The following is a 20,966-nucleotide window of genomic DNA, read 5'->3' on the forward strand; positions in this document are numbered from 1 at the left end:
ATCCTGCCCCCACGCCGATGAGCGCCCCCGAGAACAGCGGGGACCCCGCCAGTACCGCCGAAGTCGTCGACGTCGTCGACACCCGCGACACCGTCTTGCTGCTGCAGAAGATGGAGAACCGCCTCATCCGGCACACTCTGCGGCGCCCCGACGTGCTCAGCGCCGACCAACTGCGCAAGCTGCGGTACCTGCTCAACTTCGCCCGCCTGGACGACTTCGAGCCCGGCGCGGCCGGCCCGGGCGGCACCCGGGGCCGCGGCGATGTGTCGGTGGGCGCGGAGCTGGCCGGGTGGCGAGCCAAGGTCGCCGACACCCTGCGCGGCCCGCTGCGCGAAGAGCGCGACCCGGCGATGGCGCTGGTCGCCGCCCGCGACGCCCTCGGGGTACTGACGTCCGAACAAGACGAGCAGCGTCGCCTGGTGGCCGAACGCCACGGCAATGCCTTCTCCCTGACCGAACTCGATGCCGAGGTGGGCCACAAGAAACTGGTCACCGTGCTCGGCGGGGGTGGCGGAGCCGGCTTCGTCTACATCGGCGGCATGGAGGCCCTGCTGGAGTCCGGGGCGGTGCCCGACTACCTGATCGGCTCGTCGTTCGGCTCCATCCTGGGTTCGGTGGTCAGCCGCACGCTGCCGGTGCCCATCGAGGAGTACATCCAGTGGGCCAAGACGGTGTCGTTTCGCGCCATCCTGGGCCCCGACCGGCCGCGACGCCGCCACGGCCTGACCGGTGTGTTCGCCCTGAACTTCGACCTGTTCGCCGACGCGATGTTCCGCCGCGAGGACGGCGAGCCGATGCGGATGTCGGATCTGGCGATTCCGTTCGACGCGGTGGTGGCCGGGGTGCGCCGCCAGCCCTTCGCCGCGCTGCCGGGGCGTTACCGCGGGCAGAACCTGGCCGCGCTGCAGCTGCGCTCGTTGCCCTACCTGTCGATCGGTTTGGGCCCGCAGTTGGCCACGCGGATGTGGCAGACCGCGGCGTTCATCGACCCGCGGGTGGTGACCCCGATCGTGATCGGCGGCGACAACCCCGACCGCGACGTCAACGTGGTGGATGCGGCGTCGTTCTCCTCGGCTATCCCCGGGGTGCTGCACCACGAGCCCAAGGATCCGGCCATGGCGCCGATGTTCGACGCGCTGCTGGCCGACAATGACGTGGGCGCCCTGGTGGACGGCGGCGCGGCCAGCAATGTGCCGCTGGAGCTGGCCTGGAAGCGGGTCCGCGCGGGCCGGCTGGGCAGCCGCAACGCCTGCTACCTGGCCTTCGACTGCTTCCACCCGCAGTGGGATCCCAAGCACCTGTGGCTGGTGCCCATCACGCAGGCCATCCAGCTGCAGATGGTGCGCAACGCCCCCTATGCCGACCATCTGGTCCGGTTCTCCCCCACCCTGTCACCGGTGAACCTGGCGCCGTCGGCGGCCACCATCGACCGGGCCTGCCAGTGGGGCCGCAAGAGCGTCGAGCATGCCGTCCCGGTGGTTTCGGCACTGCTGCAACCGGTCTGGTGGGAGGGCACCCAGCCCGCGGTGGTGACACCGGCGGCGCCCGCGCAACCCGAGCACCCGCACGCCGCCTCCATGGATGAGGTGATGGCCTCAGCCCAGGCGCCGCGCAGCCGCTGGGAACGCTGGCGCCGGCAGAACCCGGCCTGAGGCGGCTACACCGTCAACAGCCGGTAGAGCCCGATCAATCCGACCACCAGGATCACCGCGCGCAGGGCGTTCGGCGACAGCCGGCGCCCGTAGTGGCCGCCCAGGAATCCGCCGATCAGCGACCCGACGGCGATCAATCCTGCTGCGGGCCAACTGATCCGGTCAAATGCGGTGCCGATGTAGGCGGCTGCGGCCACCACGTTGACGATCAGCGTCAGCAGGTTCTTCGCGGCGTTCATCCGCTGCATCGACTCCGGCAGAAGCACGCCCATGACGCCCACCAGCAGAATGCCTTGGGCCGCGGCGAAGTAGCCGCCGTACACACCCACCGCGAACGTGCCGATCGCCAGGGCCGCCAACCGGCGGCCACTGAGCTCGTCGAGGGAGCGGCCCTCCGCCGCCGCGCGCTGCTGCGCCAACGACTGGATCTTCGGGCCGATCACCACCAGCGCCAGGGCACCGACCAGCAGCGCCGGCACGATCCGGTTGAACACGCTTTCGGGCAGGTGCAGCAGCAGGTAGGCGCCCAGCACCGCCCCCAGCAGCGATCCCGGTATCTGCCAGCGCAGCCGGTCCCACTGGCCCCGCAGTTCGCGGCGGTAGGCCCAGGTGCTGGAGATGCCACCGGCCACCAGGCCGATCGCATTGGAGATGGTGGCGGTCAGCGGCGCGAATCCGAGTGTCACCAGCGTCGGGAAGGTGATCAGGGTGCCCGAGCCAACCAGGGCGTTGATCGCGCCCGCACCCACCCCTGCCAGGAGGATCAGCACCATCTGCGATACCGGCATCTGCAGCACCCTACGCTGGTCGTGCACCGGGTTTGAACGGCCGAGCAGAGAGGGTGACGCGATGATCGGCACTACGGGAAAGCGGGCCAGCGCTGCTGCCGGCGCGCTGTTGTTCGCCCTCGGGGCGCCGCCGGCGGCCCAGGCCGACCCGGAGGTGCCCTCGGGCCCGTATGCCTTCACCGCCCAGCATGGGCCCTCGCAGCGCGCGGCGACGTGGACCTTCACCCCGTGCGGGCCGGCCTGCACCAGCGTTGACGGGGAACGCTGGCTACAGAACGCGCAGTTCCACCTCAACGGCGGCCGCTGGGAGTACACCGGCGGCGGCAGCATGGACTGCCCGGTGGATCACACCCCGTTGCCGGTCACCAAGACCGTCAGCTTCGACGCGGTGACCCTGGCCGGCCAGTGGACCACCGCCACCGCGGCGCAGTGCGGGCGCGGGCCCGCCGGCGGTGTGGTGGGCCAGTGGGACTTTCAGCTCACCAAGAACGGCTAGGGTCAGCGTGAACGCTTGGGGGCGCCGCGCTTCTCGCGCATCCGCACGTTGATCCGGATCGGGCTGCCCTCGAATCCGAATTCTTCACGCAGCCGCCGCTCCAGGAAGCGGCGATAGCCGGCCTCGAGGAATCCCGAGGTGAACAACACGAATGTCGGGGGCCGTGACGCCGCCTGGGTGGCGAACAGGATGCGCGGTGCACGGCCGCCGCGCGCCGGCGGCGGTGTCGCGGCGACCACCTCTTTGAGCCAGTTGTTGAGCTGTCCGGTGGAGATCCGCTTGTCCCAGGAGGCCAGCGAGGTCTCCAGCGCGGGCACCAACTTCTGCATGGCGCGACCGGTTTTCGCCGAGATGTTCACCCGAGGCGCCCACGCGAGGCGGGCCATGTCCCGGTCGATCTCCTTGTCCAGCAGGTAACGCCGGTCCTCGTCGACCAGGTCCCACTTGTTGTAGGCCAGCACCACCGCCCGGCCCGCCTCAACCACCATCGAGATCACCCGCTGATCCTGCTCGGTCAGCGGCAGCGACGAATCCACCAGCACGATCACCACTTCGGCGGCGTCGATCGCGCCGTGGGTGCGCACCGAGGCGTAGAACTCGTGTCCGCTGGCCTGGCCGACTTTGCGGCGCAGCCCGGCGGTGTCGACGAAACGCCAGATCTTGCCGTCCATTTCGATCAGCGAGTCCACCGGGTCCACGGTGGTGCCGGCCACGTCGTGGACGACCGACCGCTCGGCTCCGGCCAACCGGTTGAGCAGCGAGCTCTTTCCCACGTTGGGTTTGCCCACCAGCGCCACGCGGCGCGGTCCTCCCCCGCCGCCGGCGGTCTCGGCCACCTCGGGCAGCTTGGCGATCACCTCGTCGAGCAGATCGGCCACCCCGCGCCCGTGCAGTGCACTGACCGTGTAGGGCTCACCGATTCCCAGCGACCACAGTGCGGCCGCATCCGCCTCGGCCCGCTCACTGTCAACTTTGTTGGCGGCCAAGAACACCGGCTTGCCGGAGCGGCGCAGAATCCGCGCGGCGGCCTCGTCGCCGGCGGTGGCACCGACCACCGCGTCCACCACCAGGATCACCGCGTCGGCGGTGCGCATCGCCACCGCGGCCTGCTCGGCCACCAGCTGCTGCAGACCCTTGGCGTCGGGCTCCCAGCCGCCGGTGTCCTGCACCACGAAACGGCGACCGGTCCACAGCGCGTCGTAGGAGACCCGGTCGCGGGTCACCCCGGGCAGGTCTTGCACCACGGCTTCGCGGCGGCCCAGGATCCGGTTGACCAGCGTCGACTTGCCGACGTTGGGACGGCCCACCACGGCCACCACGGGCGGTGGGCCGGAGTCCTCGACGAGTTCGTCGAAACCGCCCTCTTCGCCGATCTCCCAGTCGCTTTCGTCTACCCAGGTTCCGTCGGTCATCGGATCGCCCCGCAATGCTGCTCAACCAGGTCCCGCAGGTGATCGATCACCTGCGCCTGGGTCATGTCACCGGTGTCCACGATCACCGCGTCGTCGGCGGGCCGCAACGGCGACACCGCCCTCGTGGAATCCAACTCGTCGCGGCGACGCACATCGGCCAGCACGCCGGCGTAGTCGTCGCCCAGTCCGGCCGCGATGTTCTGGTCGTTGCGCCGGCGTGCCCGCGTCTCGGCCGAGGCGGTCAGGAAGATCTTCACGTCGGCCTCGGGCAGCACCACGGTGCCGATGTCGCGGCCTTCCACCACCACGCCGCCACCGGCCGCCAGCTGCTGCTGAACGGCCACCAGCCGGGTGCGCACGGCGGGAACGGCCGCCACGGCCGACACCGCGCGGGTCACCTCGTCACCGCGGATCTCCCGAGACACGTCCTCATCACCCAGGAAGGCGCGGTCGCCGTCGGGCTGGGAGTCCACGGCGACCTCGACGCGCTCGGCGATCCCGCCGATGGCCTCGGCGTCATCCAGGGAGATCCCGGCACGCAGCACTGCCAGGGTGACGACCCGGTACATGGCGCCGGTGTCCAGATAGCGTGACCCTAGGGCCTGCGCCAATCCCCTTGCCACTGTTGACTTTCCGGTTCCGGCTGGACCGTCGATGGCGACCACGGGCGCGCGCGTGCTCACAACCCGACCGCCTTGTAGAGTTCCCCGATCTCCTTGCCGGTCAACGCCCGGATGCTGCCGGCGCGCTGCTCGCCCAGCGTCACCGAACCGATGTCGGTGCGTACCAGTTCCTGTACCGGGAATCCGACGGCTGCCAGCAGTCGCCGCACGATCCGCTTACGTCCCTCGTGCAGCGTCACCCGCACCATGGACTTACCCGGCACGGCGTCGACCACCGCGAAGTCGTCGACTTTCGCCGGCCCGTCGTCCAGTTCGACGCCCTCGCGCAGCTTCTTGCCCAGCCCGCGCGGGACTGCGCCCAGCACGGTGGCCACATAGGTCTTGGGCACCCGATAGGACGGATGCATCAGTCGGTGCGCCAGCTCCCCGTCGTTGGTCAGCAGCATCAGACCTTCGGTGTCGGCGTCCAGGCGCCCCACGTGAAACAGCTTGGCGTCACCGCGAACCCGGTGCTCGACGTAGTCGCCGATGCAGGGGCGTCCGCGTTCGTCGGACATGGTCGAATGCACGCCGCGCGGCTTGTTCAGCGCCAGATAGACCCGGGTGTCATCGACGGTCACCCGAGCGCCGTCGACGCGGATCACCGACGCACTCGGGTCCACCCGGGTGCCCAGTTCGGTGACCACCTTGCCGTCGACCTCGACGCGTCCGTCGCGGATCATCCGCTCGGCGACCCGGCGTGAGGCGACCCCGGCCTGCGACAGCACCTTCTGCAGGCGCACGCCTTCCTGTTCTTCGTCCGGCCACGCCATCAGAGGTGGTCCACATCGAAGGTCAGCGGCTGATCGGCCGCGGGGGCGCCGCCCAGTTTCATGAAACGCGGTTCGCTGTCCAGGGTTTCGCTCATTTCATCGATCACGTCGACATCGGGCAACAGCGGCGCGATGTCGGGCAGGTCGGTCAGTGATGACAGACCGAGCCGCTCCAGGAAAAGTTCGGTGGTGGCGAACGTCACCGCACCGGTGTCGGGGTCGGCGCCGGCTTCGGTGATCAGGCCGCGCGCCACCAGGGTCCGGATCACCGCGTCGACGTTGACACCGCGCACCGCGCTGACCCGGGCCCGGGTCACGGGCTGGCGGTAGGCCACCACGGCCAGGGTCTCCAGCGCGGCGCGGGTCAGCTTGGAGCGGGCGCCGTCGAGCAACAGCCGCTCCACATACGGGGCGAACCGGGCGCGGGTGTAGAGCCGCCAGCCGCCGCCGGCTTCGCGCAGGTCGATGCCGCTGTCACGTTCGGTGAATTCCTCGGCCATGGTCCGCAGCTTGGCGGTGATCCGGTAGACCGGCTGGTCGGTGGCGGCCGCCAACGCCTCCACCGGCACCGGCGTGTCCACCACCAGCAGCAGGGCTTCGAGCACCGACCCGAGCTCGGCATCTTCGAGCTCGGGAGCCAGGGCCACATCGATCCCCAGATCCGAGCCCGACGGGCCGACGGGCGGCGCCGCCGCCTCGGGGTCGGCGACCGCCTCGGATGCCTCGGCAGCCTCGGCTGGTTCCGCGACTTCCGACACGTCGGAGTCGGGCATGTGGTCAGTCATCAATTCGTCTCGCACTACTCGGCCGATTCTGCTTTCACCAGGTCTTCATTGGTGGGACGTTCCCCCGTCCACGACACCTGGAGCACACCAAGTGGTTCTGACTGCTCAAATGCTACCGCCCTGGCCCGATACAGTTCGAGCAGCGCCAGGAAGCGGCCGACGATCTGGATCGGCATCGAACAGTCGGCCACCAGCTCGGAGAACGACGCCCACTGCCCGGTGCCGCGAGCCTCCAACAGCCGCAACACCACACCGGCCTGCTCGGGCACCGACACCATCACCTGATGCAGGTGTTCGAGGCCCACCACCGGGACCGGACGCGGCGTGAACGCGGCCGCGGCGATCTGCGCGAACGACTCGGCGTCGACCCCGAGCATGACTTCGGGCAGCAGGTTGGCGAAGCCGTCTTCCAGCGCGACCGCGCGCGGGTAACTGCGCAGGGCGGCGGCCTCCAGTTCGGCGAACATCTGCGCGACGTGCTTGAACGCCCGGTACTGCAGCAGACGCGCGAACAGCAGGTCGCGGACCTCCAGCAGCGCCAGGTCCTCTTCGTCGTCGACCTGACCGGCCGGCAGCAGCCGGGCCGCTTTGAGGTCGAGCAGTGTCGCGGCGATCACCAGAAAGGCCGTGGTCTCTTCGAGCTCCAGCTGCGCGCCGACGTCGCGGGTGTAGGCGATGAAGTCATCGGTGACCTGGTGCAGCGCCACCTCGGTGACGTCGAGCCGGTGCGCGAAGATCAGTTGCAGCAACAGGTCGAACGGACCCTCGAAGTTGGTCAGCCGGACCTGGAAGCCGCTTGCATCGGCGGGGGTGTCGGGCGTCTGGGCGTCGGCGTTCACGCGCCGAATCGGTCGATGACTTCGCGGGCCAAGGCGCGATAGGCCTGCGCGCCGCCCGATTTCGGCGCCCAGGTGGTGATGGGCTCGCCCGCCACGGTGGTTTCGGGGAACCGCACGGTGCGGGTGATCACCGTGTCGAACACCAAGTCGCCGAAGCGTTCGACCACCCGCGACATGACCTCGCGGGAGTTGACCGTGCGGGGGTCATAGCGGGTCAGCAGGATTCCGCTGATCTCCAGCTTGGGGTTGAGCCGGTCACGGACCTTGTCGACGGTGTCGGTCAGCAGGGCCAGGCCGCGCAGCGAGAAGTACTCGCATTCGGTCGGAATCACCACGCCGTCGGCGCAGGCCAGCCCGTTGACGGTGAGCAGGCCCAGCGACGGCTGGCAGTCGATCAGCAGGTAGTCGTAGCGGTCCAGCACCGGCCTCAGCGCCCGGGCCAGCGAATGCTCGCGCCCCACCTCGTTGACCAGCTGAATCTCCGCGGCGGACAGGTCGATGTTGGACGGCACCAGGTCCAGGTTCTCCACCCCGGTGTGCACCACCACGTCGTCGATACCCACGCGCGGTTCGACCAGCAGATTGTGGACGGTATGTGCCAGGTCGTAGTGCGGTACCCCGAGCCCGGCCGACAGGGCGCCCTGCGGGTCCAGGTCCACCAACAGCACGCGACGGCCGTATTCGGCCAGCGCAGCACCGAGATTGATGGTGGAGGTCGTCTTGCCGACGCCCCCCTTCTGGTTGCACATCGCGATGACCTTGGCCGGGCCGTGCGTCGAACGGGGCTGCGGTTCGGGGATATTCCGCGGCGGACGTCCCGTCAAGCCGACGCCGGGGCTGTCGTCGTCGCTCATGGCCGGACCGGCGCTGTGGTGGCGGACATCCGCAGAAGTCTAATAGGTGACCGGCAGCTGTATTAGCCACATGACCAGTGATTGTGGGCGCCGGCGGCCATAAGATCGCCACTATGAGCCTGAAACGACGTCTCCCCTTCCTGCGGTGGTCGTTCCTGCGCATGGCGACCGGCGCACGCAACATCGTCACCACCGGACAGATCGGCGACGGCCGCGAGGCCGCGGCGGTCGACTTCGTGCTCGCCAACGCCCGGTCCGGTGACATCGACGACGTGATCGCGCGCATCGACGAGTTCGCCTACGAGAAGTCTTTGCTGATCAACATCGGTGACGAGAAGGGCCTGCTGCTCGACGCCGCGGTCGCCCGGGCCCATCCGGCGCTGGCCCTGGAGCTGGGCACCTATTGCGGCTACAGCGCGCTGCGCATCGCGCGGGCGGCGCCGGCGGCACGGATCTACTCGATCGAGCTGGCCGAGGCCAACGCCGCCAACGCCCGGCGGATCTGGGCGCATGCCGGGGTGGCCGACAGGGTGACCTGCGTGGTGGGCACCCTCGGTGACGGCGGACGCACCCTGGACACCCTGACCGCCAAGCATGGCTTCGCCGCCGGCGGGCTGGATTTTCTGTTCATCGACCACGACAAGGACGCCTACCTGCCTGACCTGCAGGCCATCCTGGACCGGGGTTGGCTGCATCCGGGCGCGGTGGTGGTGGCCGACAACGTCAAGGTTCCCGGAGCGCCGCGCTACCGCGAGTACATGCAGGCCCAGCAGGGTTCCCACTGGGACACCGTCGAGCATCGCACCCACGTGGAGTATCAGAGCCTGCTGCACGATCTGGTGCTGGAGTCGACGTATCTGGGCGGTTAGTCAGCGGGTGTGCGTGCCGCGGGCGTGCACGAACTGACAGTTCTGGCGGCGTGTCGGCGGGCAGACACGCACGCTCGCGCAAAGGGGGGAATCAGCGGGCGCGGGGATGGGCGCCGGCCCACACCTCGCGCAGGGCGTTGACGGTCACCAGGGTGTAGATCTGGGTGGTGGTCACCGAGGCGTGGCCGAGCAGTTCCTGCACCACGCGCACGTCGGCGCCGCCGTCGAGCAGATGTGTGGCAAACGAGTGACGCAGTGTGTGCGGTGACACCTTCGCGGTGATCCCGGCCCGCTCGGCGGCGTCTTGCAACACCTGCCAGGCGCTTTGGCGCGAGAGCCGACCGCCGCGGGCGTTGAGGAACACCGCCGGGGTGCCGCGGCCACGCCCCGCCAACTCCGGGCGGCCCCGCACCAGGTAGGCATCCAGCGCCGCCACCGCGGGACGGCCCACCGGCACCAGGCGCTGCTTGCCGCCCTTGCCGTGCAGCAGCACCGACCGGTCGGCGACGTCGATGTCGTCGAGATCCAGTCCCACGGCCTCCGAGATGCGCGATCCGGTGGAGTACAGCATCTCCAGCAGGGCGCGGTTGCGCAGCGTCAGCGGGCCGTCCGAGGCGCTCTCGCCACCGGCGCCGGCCAGCAGCGCGGCCACCTCGTCCACGGTCAGGCTCTTGGGCAGGCGGCGCCCCGGGGTGGGCGGCTTGACCGAACGCGCCACGTCGGCCGCCACCAAGCCCTCGGCGGCGGCGAACCGGTGCAGCCCTCGCACCGCGATCAGGGCACGTCCCGCCGAGACCGCCGACAGTGCGGGCACGCCGTTGTCCGGGTCGCCGCGGCGCAGCGCCACCAGAAATTCGGTGACATCACCTTCGGCGACCCCGGCCAGGTCTTCGACACCGCGCGACACCAGGTGCTCGCGGTAGCGGCGCAGATCGCGCCGATAGGAACTCAACGTGTTGGCCGCGACCCCGCGCTCGATGGTCAGGTGGTCCAGATACCCCTGCATCTGCCCGTTCAACGGGCACACCGGCTGGGCCGCCGCGGTCACGGCCGTTGCTGCCTTGCGGCGAACGCCCGCGGGCGATCGATCCACTCGGCGCCGAGGTCACGTAACTCCGCGAACCCCTGACTGTGGGTATAGGCGGCCAGAATGCCCGCTACCGCAATGGCATTGACGATCTCACCGCGGAACACCATCTGGGCGGCCTCGGCCAGTGGATACCACTGCAATTGCAGATCGGCCTCTTCGTCGTGGGCTTCGGGGCGATCCACCTCGGTCAGCCCGGTGGCCAGATAGACCCGGACCGACTCGTCGGAGAATCCCGGGGTGGAGGCCAGGTCCACCAACACCTTCCAGCCGGTGGCCGTCAGACCCGCCTCTTCGAGAAGTTCGCGGCCGGCGGTCTGGTGCGCCGGTTCGCCACCGACGTCGAGCAGTCCGGCGGGAAGCTCCCACAACCGGCGGCCCAGCGCGTGACGGTACTGGTAGATCAGCGGGATCCGGCCCTGCTCGTCCAGCGCGACCACCGCGACCGCGCCGAAGTGCTCGACGACCTCACGGATGGCCGTGGCACCGCCCGGCATCACGACCTCGTCGCGGCGCAGCGCAAAGATCTTGCCGCTGTGCAGCAGCTGCGACGACGTGGTCGTAAAGACGTGGTCAGCCACGGGTGACGTGTTCCGGCAGCGCTTCTTGGTTGGGATCGGTCAACGGCTGAGCACTGCCCCCACGCCCTTCGGGTGCGTGATCGGCGCCGTGCGGCTCGTGGGCGTGCTCGGGGATCTCCACCGGCAACCGCTCGGCTGCCTTGTAGTCCATGGCGGCGCCGATGAACGCGGCGAACAGCGGGTGCGCCCGGGTGGGCCGGCTCTTGAGCTCCGGGTGGGCCTGGGTGCCCACCAGGAACGGGTGCACGTCGCGGGGGTACTCGACGAACTCCACCAGCTTGCCGTCCGGGGACGTTCCGGAGAAGCGCAGCCCGCTCTCGGCGATCCGGTCGCGGTAGGCGTTGTTGACCTCGAAGCGATGCCGGTGACGCTCGGAGACCTCGGTGGCCTGATACGCCTCGGCCACAATCGAATCCGCTTCCAGCACGGCCGGGTAGGCGCCCAACCGCATGGTGCCGCCCAGATCGGCGGTCCCGGCGACCGCGTCCTGCTGATCGGCCATGGTCGCGATCACCGGGTCGGGGGTCTCGGGGTCGAACTCCGCCGAGCTGGCATCGGTGATCCCGGCAACGCGGGCCGCGTCGATCACGATGCACTGCAGGCCCAGGCACAGTCCCAGCACCGGCAGCGCGTGGGTGCGGGCGTAGGCGATGGCGCCGATCTTGCCTTCGATGCCCCGGATGCCGAAGCCGCCCGGAATCAGCACGCCGTGCATGTCCCCCAGCGCGGCGGCGGCACCGGCCGGCGTCTCGCACGCGTCGGAGGCCACCCAGTGGATCTCGACCTTCGCGAAGTGGGTGAAGCCGCCGGCCCGCAGCGCCTCGGTGACCGACAGGTAGGCGTCCGACAGGTCGATGTACTTGCCCACCAACGCGATTCGTACGGTCTCGTGGGGTTCGTGGACCCGCCGCAGCAGCTCGTCCCACTCGGTCCAGTCGACATCCTTGAACGGCAGGTTGAGGCGGCGCACCACATAGGCGTCGAGTTCCTCGCGGTGCAGCACCTTGGGGATGTCATAGATCGACGGAGCGTCCGGGGTGGAGATCACGCCGTCGATGTCGACGTCGCACATCAGCGCGATCTTGTTCTTCAGCGCTTCGGGGACGTCGCGGTCACAACGCAGGATCAGCGCGTCGGGGGTGATGCCGATGCTGCGCAGCGCGGCCACCGAGTGCTGGGTGGGCTTGGTCTTGAGCTCACCGGACGGGGCCAGGTAGGGCACCAGGGACACGTGCAGGAAGAACACGTTGTCGCGGCCCACGTCGTGGCGGATCTGACGGGCGGCTTCCAGGAAGGGCTGCGACTCGATGTCGCCGACGGTGCCGCCGATCTCGGTGATCACCACGTCGGGGCGCATGCCGTCGGCATCGGGCTCGGACATCGCCAGGATGCGCCGTTTGATCTCGTCGGTGATGTGCGGGATCACCTGCACCGTGTCGCCGAGGTATTCACCGCGGCGTTCCTTGGCGATGACCGTCGAATACACCTGGCCCGTGGTGACATTCGCCGAACCGGACAGGTCGCGGTCCAGGAATCGCTCATAGTGACCGACGTCGAGGTCGGTCTCGGCGCCGTCCTCGGTGACGAACACCTCACCGTGCTGGAACGGGTTCATGGTCCCAGGATCGACGTTGAGATAAGGGTCCAGCTTCTGCATGGTGACCTGTAGACCCCGGGCTATCAACAACTGGCCCAGGCTACTTGCGGTCAAACCCTTACCCAGCGAGGACGCAACTCCGCCCGTGACGAAGAGATGCTTCGGCTCGGTTTGCGGATGCTTTCGCAGTGGTGGCAACACCAACCTCCGTGACGACGGCGCAGGAACTTGAGGGCCTGCCGACCCACGGAATCTCACCCTAACATCGACCCGGCGTCTGGGCTCCAGACACGCCCAGCAGCCTTCGGATACCGCGCGTGGTACAAGCGGCGCTATTGCGCCAGGGTGACCGATGCGGCGCCGTGGCCGATGCCGTACTGCCCGGGCTTGCCGCCACCGATGAGGCTGCTCACGGCCATGACGGTGGTGATGCGGCCCGACTCGATGTCCACATCATCGACCGTGCTGATGGTTCCGGCCACGGCCGGATCGGTGCGGGCCATGGCCACCGCCGCGGTGCCCGACGCCGACCCGTCCCGTCCGGCCAGCACCGTGGCCGACCCGTGCGGGGCCAGCGCCGCGGCGAACCGCGCCACGCTCAGGCCGCTGGTGCCGGCGTCTTCGGCCAGCGCGCCGCCGGCGATCACCACGGCCGCGTTGGCCGGAGCGAAGCGCTCCTGGCCATAGGTGATGAAACCGGTGTCACGCAGCGCGGCCAGTACGGTGCCGCGCTGGGCATCGTCGACCGGTGGGGTGGCCGGGGCGGCAGGCTCGGGCGGATGGGGTGCATTGACCAGCAGTGCGATCCCGAGCAGATCACCGGCCTGGGCGTCCTGGTCGACGAGTTCGGTGCTCAGTTGCGCACCGGCGGGCACGATCCCCGATTCCAGCACGGCGCGCAGCTTCTCCTCCGCGCTGCCGTCGACGAATTGGGGCGTCAGGGTGACCGTGCCGGTGACGGTGCCGCCGGCCAGCCCGATGATCCGGATGACACCTTCGACATCGCTGTCGGCGGCATCGGGGGTCCGAAACACCACCGTGGATTTCCCGTTCAGCGCGTCGTGCACCATGCGGGGGGCCATCTGGGCGTCGAACTCGTTGGCGTTGCGCAGCCGTTCGCTCAGCGCGGTGTGCTGGTCATGCAGTGCGTCGATCTGCTCACGCAGGTCTTCCTTGTCCGACTGCAGGCCGGCCATCAAGGGGCCCGACAGCAGGCCGGAGCCCAGGACGACGCCGAACACCAGTGCCAGCAGTACGGCCGTCAGCGACATCGCGTGGTAGCGAGGGGTGATCATTGCGGTGCCGACCCCGTTTCTTCTCTGTCGATCCTGGTTAGGTCACCCAGTGCCGCAGCCACTGCGTCAGGTGGTGCCAGTAGTTGCCCAGCCACTCGAGCACCACGGCGTCGGTCCGCGAGACCCACAGCGCCACAATGATCGCCATCAGCATGGTCAGCACCAACAGCGCGATGGCGCCGGCCGAGATCCGGTTGCGGTAGAGCGTGGCCACGGCGCGGGCATCCACCAATTTCTGGCCGACCTTGAGCCGCGTCATGAACATCGACGGGTTGCTCAGTTGGCGGGAGCGGTCGAAGAAGGTCTCGATGTTGGCCGTGTGCCCGGCAGTCACCAGCAGGGCCGCACCGTGGTGGTCGGCCAGCAGCAGCGCCAGGTCCATCGCGGAACCGGCGGCCGGGAAGGTCATGGCACCGACGCCGAGATCCTGAATGCGCTCCAGGCCCGGTGCGTGGCCGTCCGCGTCGGCGGGCAGCACCACCTGGGATCCGCAGCGCAGTACCTCGGCGCTCATCAGGTCGGGGTCGCCGACGATCAGCTGGGGGCGATACCCGGCCTTGCGCAGCACGTCGGCTCCGGCGCCGACGCCGATCAGCACGGGCTGGTACTCCTTGATGAACGGCTTGAGGCACTTGAGGTCTTCGGTGGCGGTGTCTTCGTCGCCGACCAGCACCACGTGGCGGCGCCGCAGGTCCACATCGATCTCGGGAATGCCGATCCCGTCGATCAGCAGCGGGCTCTCGCTGCGAATGAACTCGATGGTGTTGCCGGCGAACGACTCCAGGTGGGCCACCAGGCCGGTCTTGGCCTCCATCATCATGTCCGCGATCTCGATGTCGCTGCGTTCGACACCGCGGGCCAGCCGGCGGTCGCCGGAGTAGACGGCACCGTTGTACAGGCGGACCTTGGCGCCGTCGCGGATCTTCTTGAACACCGTGGGTCCGGCTTCGTCGATCAGCGTGACGCCGTTGGCGACGAGCACCTCCGGACCCAGGTTCGGGTAACGCCCGGAGATCGAGGCCGAGGCGTTGACGACCCCGGCGATCTGGGCCTCCACCAGTGCGTCGGCGGTGATCCGGTCCAGGTCGAGGATGTCGAGGACGACGATGTCGCCAGGCCCCACCCTGCGCAGCAGCCGGTCGATGTCGTGGTCGACGCGGGCCGTACCGACGAGGCCGGGCCGGGCGGTGTTACGAGACAGCAGCGCAGACATCTTCATGGGCGCGATTGTGTCGGGGAATGCGCGTGATATTGGGGAGGCGCGCCGTAACACCAGCCCCAGAAGTTCCATCACGTCACATCAGTCACAGGGTCGGACGCGGGTTGTCACCGTCCTAGCCCGTGGCGCGATCCTCCCGGGCGGCATCCAGCAGCTCACGCGCGTGGGCCCGGGCGGTGTCGGTCTCCCCCAGGCCGGCCAGCATCCGGGCCAGCTCCCCGACCCGGTCGTCGTCCGCCAGGCGCCGCACCCCGCTGGCACCGGACCGCCCGGTGGGTTCGACCATCAGGTGCACGTCGGCGAAGGCCGCGACCTGCGGCAGGTGTGTCACCACGATCACCTGGTGGGTGCGGGCCAGGCGTGCCAGGCGCCGCCCGATCTGCACCGCGGCCCGTCCGCCCACTCCGGCGTCGACTTCGTCGAACACCATGGTGGTGCCGGCCGACTGCTTCGACGAGGTGGCCAGCACCACCTCCAGCGCCAGCATCACCCGCGACAGTTCCCCGCCGGAGGCACTCTTGGCCAGCGGCAGCACCGTCATCCCGCGGTGCGGGGCCAGCCCGAACTCGACGTCATCGATGCCGTCAGCTCCGGCGTGCACGATCTGCCCCGACGGCAGTCGCAACGCGGCCGGATCCTCGGCGGCGGCCGGGCTGGCGCTGACCGCGATGCTGAACTCGGCGTCGGCCATGGCCAGTCCGGACAACTCGGCGCTGACCGCCTTGGCCAGCCCACCGGCCGCCTTGGTGCGTACCGCGCTGAGGTCGGTGGCGGCCTTGGCCACCTGCTCACCCAGCTCGTCGACGCGGCGGGCCAGCCCGGCGAGCGCTTCCTCGGAGACGTCGAGCTGGTTCAGGCGCTCCCGCGACTGCGCGGCCCAGGCCAGCACCCCGTCGATGTCGGCGGCGTACTTGCGGGTCAGGCTGCGCAACTCGGCCTGCCGGGCGAGCTTGGCGTCGAGGGCCTCGGTGCCAGTGGGCAGGTCATCGAGGTAGGCACCCAGTTCGCGGGCCACATCGCCGACCACGGTGAGCGCCTCACCGAGTTGATCGCCCAGGGCCTGCAGCGCCGCGTCGTCGGTGGCGGCCAGCGCCGACTTGGCCTGACCCAGCCGATCCGTCGCCGAGCTCGGCCCACCGGACCCCGCGAGCGCGTCGGTCTCGTCCCCGAAGCCCCCGGCCAGGGCCGCCCGCGCACCGGCGGCCGCGGCGCGCAGCGCGTCGAGTTCGGACAGTCGCCGGATCTCGGCGGTCAGCGCGTCGTCCTCCCCGGCTCGGGGGTCGACGGCATCGATCTCACGTAGGGCGAACGTCAGCCGGTCGGCTTCCTGCGCCAGTTCGCGGGCCCGGTCGCGGCGTTCGACCAGCTCGCGGCGTGCCGATTGCCAGGCCTCACGTGCGCTGCGGTAGCGCTCCAGCCGGGCACCCACCGCGGCGTAGCGATCCAGCGCCGCGCGCTGTTCCTCCGGGCGCATCAACCGCAGCTGGTCGTTCTGCCCGTGCAGCGTCAGCAGGCTGCCGGTGAAACCGGTCAGCGATTTGGCCGGCACCCCCCGACCACCCAGGTAAGCCCGGGAGGGGCCGTCGCGGCTGACCGAGCGGGCCGCGATCACGCTGCCGTCCTCGTCACGCTCCGCCCCGGCAGCCTCCAGCAGTTCGTCGATCTGCGCGGCCGCGGACTGTGCCAGATCGGCGGTGCAGAACCTACCTTCCACCACCGCGCGGGCGGCCCCGGAACGCACCCGGTTGGCGTCGGCGCGGGCGCCCCCCAACAGGTGCAGACCGGTGACGACCATCGTCTTGCCGGTGCCGGTCTCCCCGGTCAGCACGGTCAGGCCGCGGTCGAACTCAGCGGTGGCCGCGCTGATGGCGCCCAGGGATTCGATTCGGATTTCAGTGAGCAACGGCGGGCACCATCGTCATTGTCCGCGCCAACCCGTGACGGGCAGCCGGAACTTGCGCACCAGCCGGTCGGTGAACGGTGAGCGGCCCAACCGCGCCCACTTCACCGGGGTGATGCCGCGTTGTACCTCCAGGCGACCGCCGGCGGGCACGAGCATCTTGCGGCGCCCATCGCAGAACACCAGCGCGGGGTGGCCGTCGCTGGACTCCACCTCGATCGCGATCGTGGAGGCGGGGCTGGTGACCATGGGCCGGGCGAACAACGCGTGCGCGTTGTTGGGCACCACCAAGATGGCGTCCAGGTCCGGCCAGAGCACCGGCCCACCGGCGGAGAAGGCGTAGGCGGTCGATCCCGTCGGGGTCGAGACCAGCACTCCGTCGCAGCCGAACGTCGACACCGGGCGCCCGTCCACCTCGACGACCACGCCCAGCACCCCCAACCGCTGCCCCTTCTCCATGCTGGCCTCGTTGAGCGCCCATCCGCTGTCGATCACCGCGCCGTCGGCGCGCACCACGACGTCGAGCGTCATCCGGTCCTCCACCCGGTAGTCGCGGGCGATGATCTTGTCCAGGACCTGATCGATGGTGTCGGCTTCGGCCTCGGCCAAAAAGCCGATCCGGCCCAGGTTGACGCCCAGTACCGGGATGTCGGCGCTGCGCGCCAGCTCCGCGGCCCGCAGAAAGGTGCCGTCACCGCCGAGCACCAGCACCAGCTCGCAACCCTCGGCCGCACCGGTGTCGGGATCCACCGGAGTGGTCGCCACGCCGAGTTCGCGGTCGTCGTCACCCTCGAGGTGCATGGAGCCCTGGTCGACGGCTTCGGCGGTCAGCACCCGCAGGGCGATGCCGTGTTCGTCGAGCACCTTCTCGACGCGGCGGGCGGTGTCGGTGGCCTCTTCTCGACCACTGTGCACCACCAGCAGCACCGTGCGCTGTCGCTCTTGGCTGGTCATTGGGGGCCCTTCGCCACGGCATCGTGCACGGCGGCCTGCAACGCCTCGCCGGCCAGCGGCGCGGTGGCCGCACTCAGATGCAGAAAGTATTCGACGTTGCCGGACGGTCCCGGCAGTGGACTTGCGGTGACGGCGACGGTGCCCCACCCCAGTTCTTCGGCGCGGCGGGCCACCGACAGCACCGCATCAGCCCGCAGGGCCGGGTCGGACACCACGCCGCCGGCACCCACCTGCTGTCGTCCCACCTCGAACTGCGGCTTCACCATCGGAACGATATCGGCGTCCGGTGACGCGCAGCCAGCCAGCGCGGGCAACACCGTGGCCAGCGAGATGAATGAGAGGTCGGCGACGATCAGCTGCGCCGGACCGTCGATGGACTCCGGGGTCAGACTGCGCACATTGGTGCGTTCGATCACCACCACGCGCGGGTTGGTGCGCAGCGACCAGGCCAACTGCCCGTAGCCGACGTCGACGGCCACCACCTGGCCGGCACCGCGGTCCAGCAGCACCTCGGTGAACCCGCCCGTCGACGCCCCGGCGTCCAGGCAGCGCCGGCCCTCCACGGCGATCCCGAAGGTGTCCAACGCACCGATCAGCTTGTGCGCCCCACGCGACACCCAGGTGCGTTCGCCGTCGTCGAGCACGGCCAGGGCCGCGGTGACGGCCACAGCGGTGGCCGGCTTGACCGCACGGATGCCGTCGATGGTGACTTTGCCGGCCTCGATCAGTTCGGCGGCCTGCTGACGAGACCGCGCCAATCCGCGCCGGACCAGTTCGGCATCGACGCGAGCACGCCGCGACATGACCGACTCAGCCCTTCTCTACCGACTCCAGCGCCCGCACCAGCACCTGGTGGGCCTCTTCGAGCCGTTGCGCCAAGGCGTTGAGATCGCTGTGGGCCGGCAGCTCGGCCAGCTCGGCCTCCGCGGGCAGCTCGGCCAGCACGGCCGCGATGCGTGCCCGGACGTCCTCAATCTCACTGTTCATGGGTGTCACTCACGCTAGCCGATGTCGTTCACGGCCACGTGCCGAGCAGGGCCCATTGCTGCAGCGCCGCTTCCGCGGTGGGATCGGCGGCGGCCACAGTGAACGCCCGTCCGCCCAGGTCCGCCTCCCACACCGCCGCGGCGAGGGCCCGCGCAACCGACAGCCCGTCGTCGCCCTCGTCTACCGGATGTGCCGCCGCGACGGTGACGGTGGTGCCGTCCACCTGGACGTCCCAGCTCGGTTGCGGCCCGATCGCCAGTACCCCGGCGCCCACGTTGAGTGACCGCAGGTCATGACCGAGGTAGGTCGGCCGCTGCTCAGCGACCGCCGCGACGGCGTCGCGCACCGAGCTCACCCCGGTGAGCACCATCAGGCTGGGCAGCGCGGCCGCGTTGGCCGCGGCGATGTCGGTGTCGAGCCGGTCACCCACCACCAGTGGGGCGTAGAACTCGCCGCGCGCCAGGGCCGCGGTGAGCAGCGCCGGACCCGGCTTGCCGGCCACCTGGGGTTCGGCGTCGGTGGCGGCCCGCAACGCGGCCACCATCGACCCATTGCCGGGCAGCAGGCCCCGCTCCGACGGCAGTGTCTTGTCGACGTTGGTGGTCATCCACACCGCGCCGGCCCGGATCGCCAGGGCCGCCTCGGCCAGGTCCGCCCAACCGAGTTCGGTCGACAGGCCCTGGATGACGGCCGCCGGCTCGTCGGCGGCCAGCCGTACCGCAGTCAGACCAACCGCGCTGATCTCGGCGGCCAGCGAATCCGAACCCAGCACCAGCACCCGCGCTCCGGCAGGCAGCTGACCAGCCAACAGGCCCGCCGCGATCTGCCCGCTGGTGGCGACGTCCTGCGCCGTGGCGGTGAAACCCAGCTGGTTCAGGTGCGCCGCGACCTCGTCCGCGCCGCGGGAGGAGTTGTTGGTGATGTACAGCGCCCGGCTGCCCATCTCGGCCAGGGTCTCGACGGCTCCGGCCGTGGGCTCGCCGCCGCGGAACACGGTGCCGTCCAGATCCAGCAGCAGGCAGTCGTACTCCTCGGCCAGCGTCGCGGCGCCGCCGAGTTCGGCGATCCGGTCCTCGACGTCGGTGATGCCTTCGGTGTCAGCGGCGGCGGCCCGCAGGAACCATTCCAGAGCCTCGGATTCACGCCCGAGGGCCACCAGGGTCTCGGCGTGCGCGTAGTGCAGCCGGGCGACCGTCGAGCCGGTCCGATCGGGGTCGGTCGGCGCCGACGACAGCACCGTCAGCGCCTGCTCCACCTGGCCGAGGTCCGCGCGGGCGCCGGCCACGACGATCCGCATCTCGTCGGCTTCGTCGCCCTCGAGCTGTTCGGCCTCCGGGCCGGTGGCCAGTTCGATCGCCCGCTGGGGACGACCGAGGCCGCGTTCGCAGTCGGCGATCAGCGGCAGCAACGCGGACTTGCTGCCCATCCGCCGGGCCGCCCGCAGCTCCCCTGCGGCCTGCGCCCAGTCCCCACACTGGTAGGCGGCGATACCGACGGCTTCTCGGACCGCGGTGATCCGCGTCGACCGGGCGCGGGCCGCCTTGGCGTGCAGCAGGGCGGCCGCGGGATCGTCGTCGAGCAGCATGCCGGCGGCCACCAGGTGGCAGGCTACGGCGTCCGCCGTCGCACGGTTGAGCGTGCTCAGCTCGCGGCGCACTTCCGGCGCCAACTGCTTGGGCTCGATACCTTCGGGAAGCGGCGGGTCGTCGTAGCGGGCCGTGGCCACCTCGGCGGCGGGCCGGGTCGGACGCGACGAGCGGTCGAAGTCGCGGGCAGGCCGCGAGCCACCGTCGCGGTCGCGTGGGGGCCGTGGGCTGCCATCGTGATCACGCCGCGGCTGGGGCCGACGGTCGCGGTCGGGGCCGGAGCTGCGCGGTGAACGGCGCTGATCGCCCGATCCCCGGAAGGACCCACCACTGGACTGCCCGGGCCGACCACGTCGCCCGGCATCTCCGGCGCCTCTGCCGCCCCGCGGCCCGTCGCCGCCCTTGCCGTGTTCGGCCACTTCGCGCCCTCCGGTTGTAACAGTGCTACCGAAAAGGATACGGCGGGGATCGCCGGCCTCTTGACACGGCCGCAATTCGCGCAGTCGACGTGCGCTACTTAGGGGAATACAGGAGAAATGCCTGTGCCCCCCAATTTCTTGGGGGGCACAGGACTTTAAATTGTGTTCGGCGGTGTCCTACTTTTCCACCCGTGTGGGCAGTATCATCGGC

At 70.0% G+C, this 20,966-nt stretch carries 20 protein-coding genes and 1 pseudogene; 3 read left to right on the plus strand and 18 right to left on the minus strand.

The genetic code is table 11. The features are described 5' to 3' along the window. Positions 1–17 precede the first annotated feature (17 nt). A complete protein-coding gene (locus BST15_RS18580; protein ID WP_083071106.1) occupies positions 18–1,652 on the plus strand; it encodes a patatin-like phospholipase family protein in 1,635 nt (544 codons plus the stop codon). Between the two features lie 5 nt (positions 1,653–1,657). On the opposite strand, the gene BST15_RS18585 is transcribed toward BST15_RS18580, so the two are convergent. Further along, complete coding sequence (locus BST15_RS18585) at positions 1,658–2,440, minus strand: sulfite exporter TauE/SafE family protein (RefSeq protein ID WP_046190397.1); 783 nt, start codon at positions 2,438–2,440, stop codon at positions 1,658–1,660. 61 nt (positions 2,441–2,501) lie between these two features. Between BST15_RS18585 and BST15_RS21870 the strand changes: the two genes are divergently transcribed. Further along, a complete protein-coding gene (locus tag BST15_RS21870; RefSeq protein ID WP_046190390.1) occupies positions 2,502–2,936 on the plus strand; it encodes a hypothetical protein in 435 nt (144 codons plus the stop codon). Between the two features lie 2 nt (positions 2,937–2,938). Here BST15_RS21870 and der read toward each other — a convergent pair whose 3' ends face one another. Genes der through BST15_RS18620 form a run of 6 tightly spaced genes read right to left on the minus strand, consistent with a single transcriptional unit; the run spans position 2,939 to position 8,261 of the window. Beyond that, positions 2,939–4,348 carry a ribosome biogenesis GTPase Der gene (der, locus tag BST15_RS18595; protein WP_046190396.1) on the minus strand — a complete coding sequence of 470 codons (1,410 nt, stop codon included), beginning with the start codon at positions 4,346–4,348 and terminating at the stop codon, positions 2,939–2,941. Further along, positions 4,345–5,031, minus strand: a complete 687-nt coding sequence (gene cmk / locus BST15_RS18600) for a (d)CMP kinase (protein ID WP_046190389.1) — start codon at positions 5,029–5,031, stop codon at positions 4,345–4,347. Before cmk ends, der begins: the two co-directional genes overlap by 4 nt. Then, positions 5,028–5,783 carry a pseudouridine synthase gene (locus BST15_RS18605; protein WP_046190388.1) on the minus strand — a complete coding sequence of 252 codons (756 nt, stop codon included), beginning with the start codon at positions 5,781–5,783 and terminating at the stop codon, positions 5,028–5,030. The genes cmk and BST15_RS18605 overlap by 4 nt, the downstream gene beginning before the upstream one ends. Continuing rightward, complete coding sequence (scpB, locus tag BST15_RS18610; protein ID WP_046190395.1) at positions 5,783–6,568, minus strand: SMC-Scp complex subunit ScpB; 786 nt, start codon at positions 6,566–6,568, stop codon at positions 5,783–5,785. The genes BST15_RS18605 and scpB overlap by 1 nt, the downstream gene beginning before the upstream one ends. Before the next feature lie 14 nt (positions 6,569–6,582). Beyond that, positions 6,583–7,407, minus strand: a complete 825-nt coding sequence (locus tag BST15_RS18615; protein WP_046190387.1) for a segregation/condensation protein A — start codon at positions 7,405–7,407, stop codon at positions 6,583–6,585. Further along, on the minus strand, positions 7,404–8,261 hold the full coding sequence (locus BST15_RS18620) for a ParA family protein (protein WP_046190386.1): 858 nt from the start codon (positions 8,259–8,261) through the stop codon (positions 7,404–7,406). The genes BST15_RS18615 and BST15_RS18620 overlap by 4 nt, the downstream gene beginning before the upstream one ends. A gap of 113 nt (positions 8,262–8,374) precedes the next feature. On the opposite strand from BST15_RS18620, the gene BST15_RS18625 reads away from it, so the two are divergent. Then, positions 8,375–9,130, plus strand: coding sequence for an O-methyltransferase (locus tag BST15_RS18625; protein WP_046190385.1), 756 nt, complete (start codon positions 8,375–8,377; stop codon positions 9,128–9,130). Positions 9,131–9,221: 91 nt separating this feature from the next. Here the strand turns inward: BST15_RS18625 and xerD are convergent, their stop codons facing one another. From xerD to BST15_RS22880, 11 genes and pseudogenes are all read right to left on the minus strand, one after another. After that, a complete protein-coding gene (xerD, locus tag BST15_RS18630) occupies positions 9,222–10,136 on the minus strand; it encodes a site-specific tyrosine recombinase XerD (RefSeq protein WP_046190394.1) in 915 nt (304 codons plus the stop codon). A 38-nt stretch (positions 10,137–10,174) separates the two neighbouring features. Continuing rightward, positions 10,175–10,798, minus strand: a complete 624-nt coding sequence (locus BST15_RS18635; protein ID WP_046190384.1) for an NUDIX domain-containing protein — start codon at positions 10,796–10,798, stop codon at positions 10,175–10,177. Continuing rightward, entirely contained in the window at positions 10,791–12,584 is a 1,794-nt protein-coding gene (locus BST15_RS18640; RefSeq protein WP_046190393.1) for a CTP synthase, read from the minus strand. The genes BST15_RS18635 and BST15_RS18640 overlap by 8 nt, the downstream gene beginning before the upstream one ends. A gap of 143 nt (positions 12,585–12,727) precedes the next feature. Then, complete coding sequence (locus BST15_RS18645; protein WP_046190383.1) at positions 12,728–13,690, minus strand: copper transporter; 963 nt, start codon at positions 13,688–13,690, stop codon at positions 12,728–12,730. Between the two features lie 37 nt (positions 13,691–13,727). Next, entirely contained in the window at positions 13,728–14,909 is a 1,182-nt protein-coding gene (steA, locus tag BST15_RS18650; protein WP_046190382.1) for a putative cytokinetic ring protein SteA, read from the minus strand. Positions 14,910–15,024: 115 nt separating this feature from the next. Beyond that, a complete protein-coding gene (gene recN, locus BST15_RS18655) occupies positions 15,025–16,812 on the minus strand; it encodes a DNA repair protein RecN (RefSeq protein ID WP_046190381.1) in 1,788 nt (595 codons plus the stop codon). A 15-nt stretch (positions 16,813–16,827) separates the two neighbouring features. Continuing rightward, positions 16,828–17,763 carry an NAD kinase gene (locus BST15_RS18660; RefSeq protein WP_046190380.1) on the minus strand — a complete coding sequence of 312 codons (936 nt, stop codon included), beginning with the start codon at positions 17,761–17,763 and terminating at the stop codon, positions 16,828–16,830. Next, complete coding sequence (locus BST15_RS18665) at positions 17,760–18,566, minus strand: TlyA family RNA methyltransferase (RefSeq protein WP_046190379.1); 807 nt, start codon at positions 18,564–18,566, stop codon at positions 17,760–17,762. Before BST15_RS18665 ends, BST15_RS18660 begins: the two co-directional genes overlap by 4 nt. A gap of 7 nt (positions 18,567–18,573) precedes the next feature. Beyond that, on the minus strand, positions 18,574–18,750 hold the full coding sequence (locus BST15_RS22205) for a hypothetical protein (protein ID WP_165757144.1): 177 nt from the start codon (positions 18,748–18,750) through the stop codon (positions 18,574–18,576). A gap of 28 nt (positions 18,751–18,778) precedes the next feature. Then, positions 18,779–19,816: an HAD hydrolase-like protein gene (locus BST15_RS22875; protein WP_046190392.1), complete on the minus strand. Its 1,038-nt coding sequence runs from the start codon at positions 19,814–19,816 to the stop codon at positions 18,779–18,781. Then, a pseudogene (locus BST15_RS22880) lies at positions 19,805–20,755 on the minus strand (hypothetical protein); the annotation flags it as partial. The gene BST15_RS22875 and the pseudogene BST15_RS22880, both read right to left, overlap by 12 nt. Positions 20,756–20,966 lie beyond the last annotated feature (211 nt).

This window comes from Mycolicibacter arupensis (genome assembly GCF_002086515.1).
Lineage (GTDB): Bacteria > Actinomycetota > Actinomycetes > Mycobacteriales > Mycobacteriaceae > Mycobacterium > Mycobacterium arupense.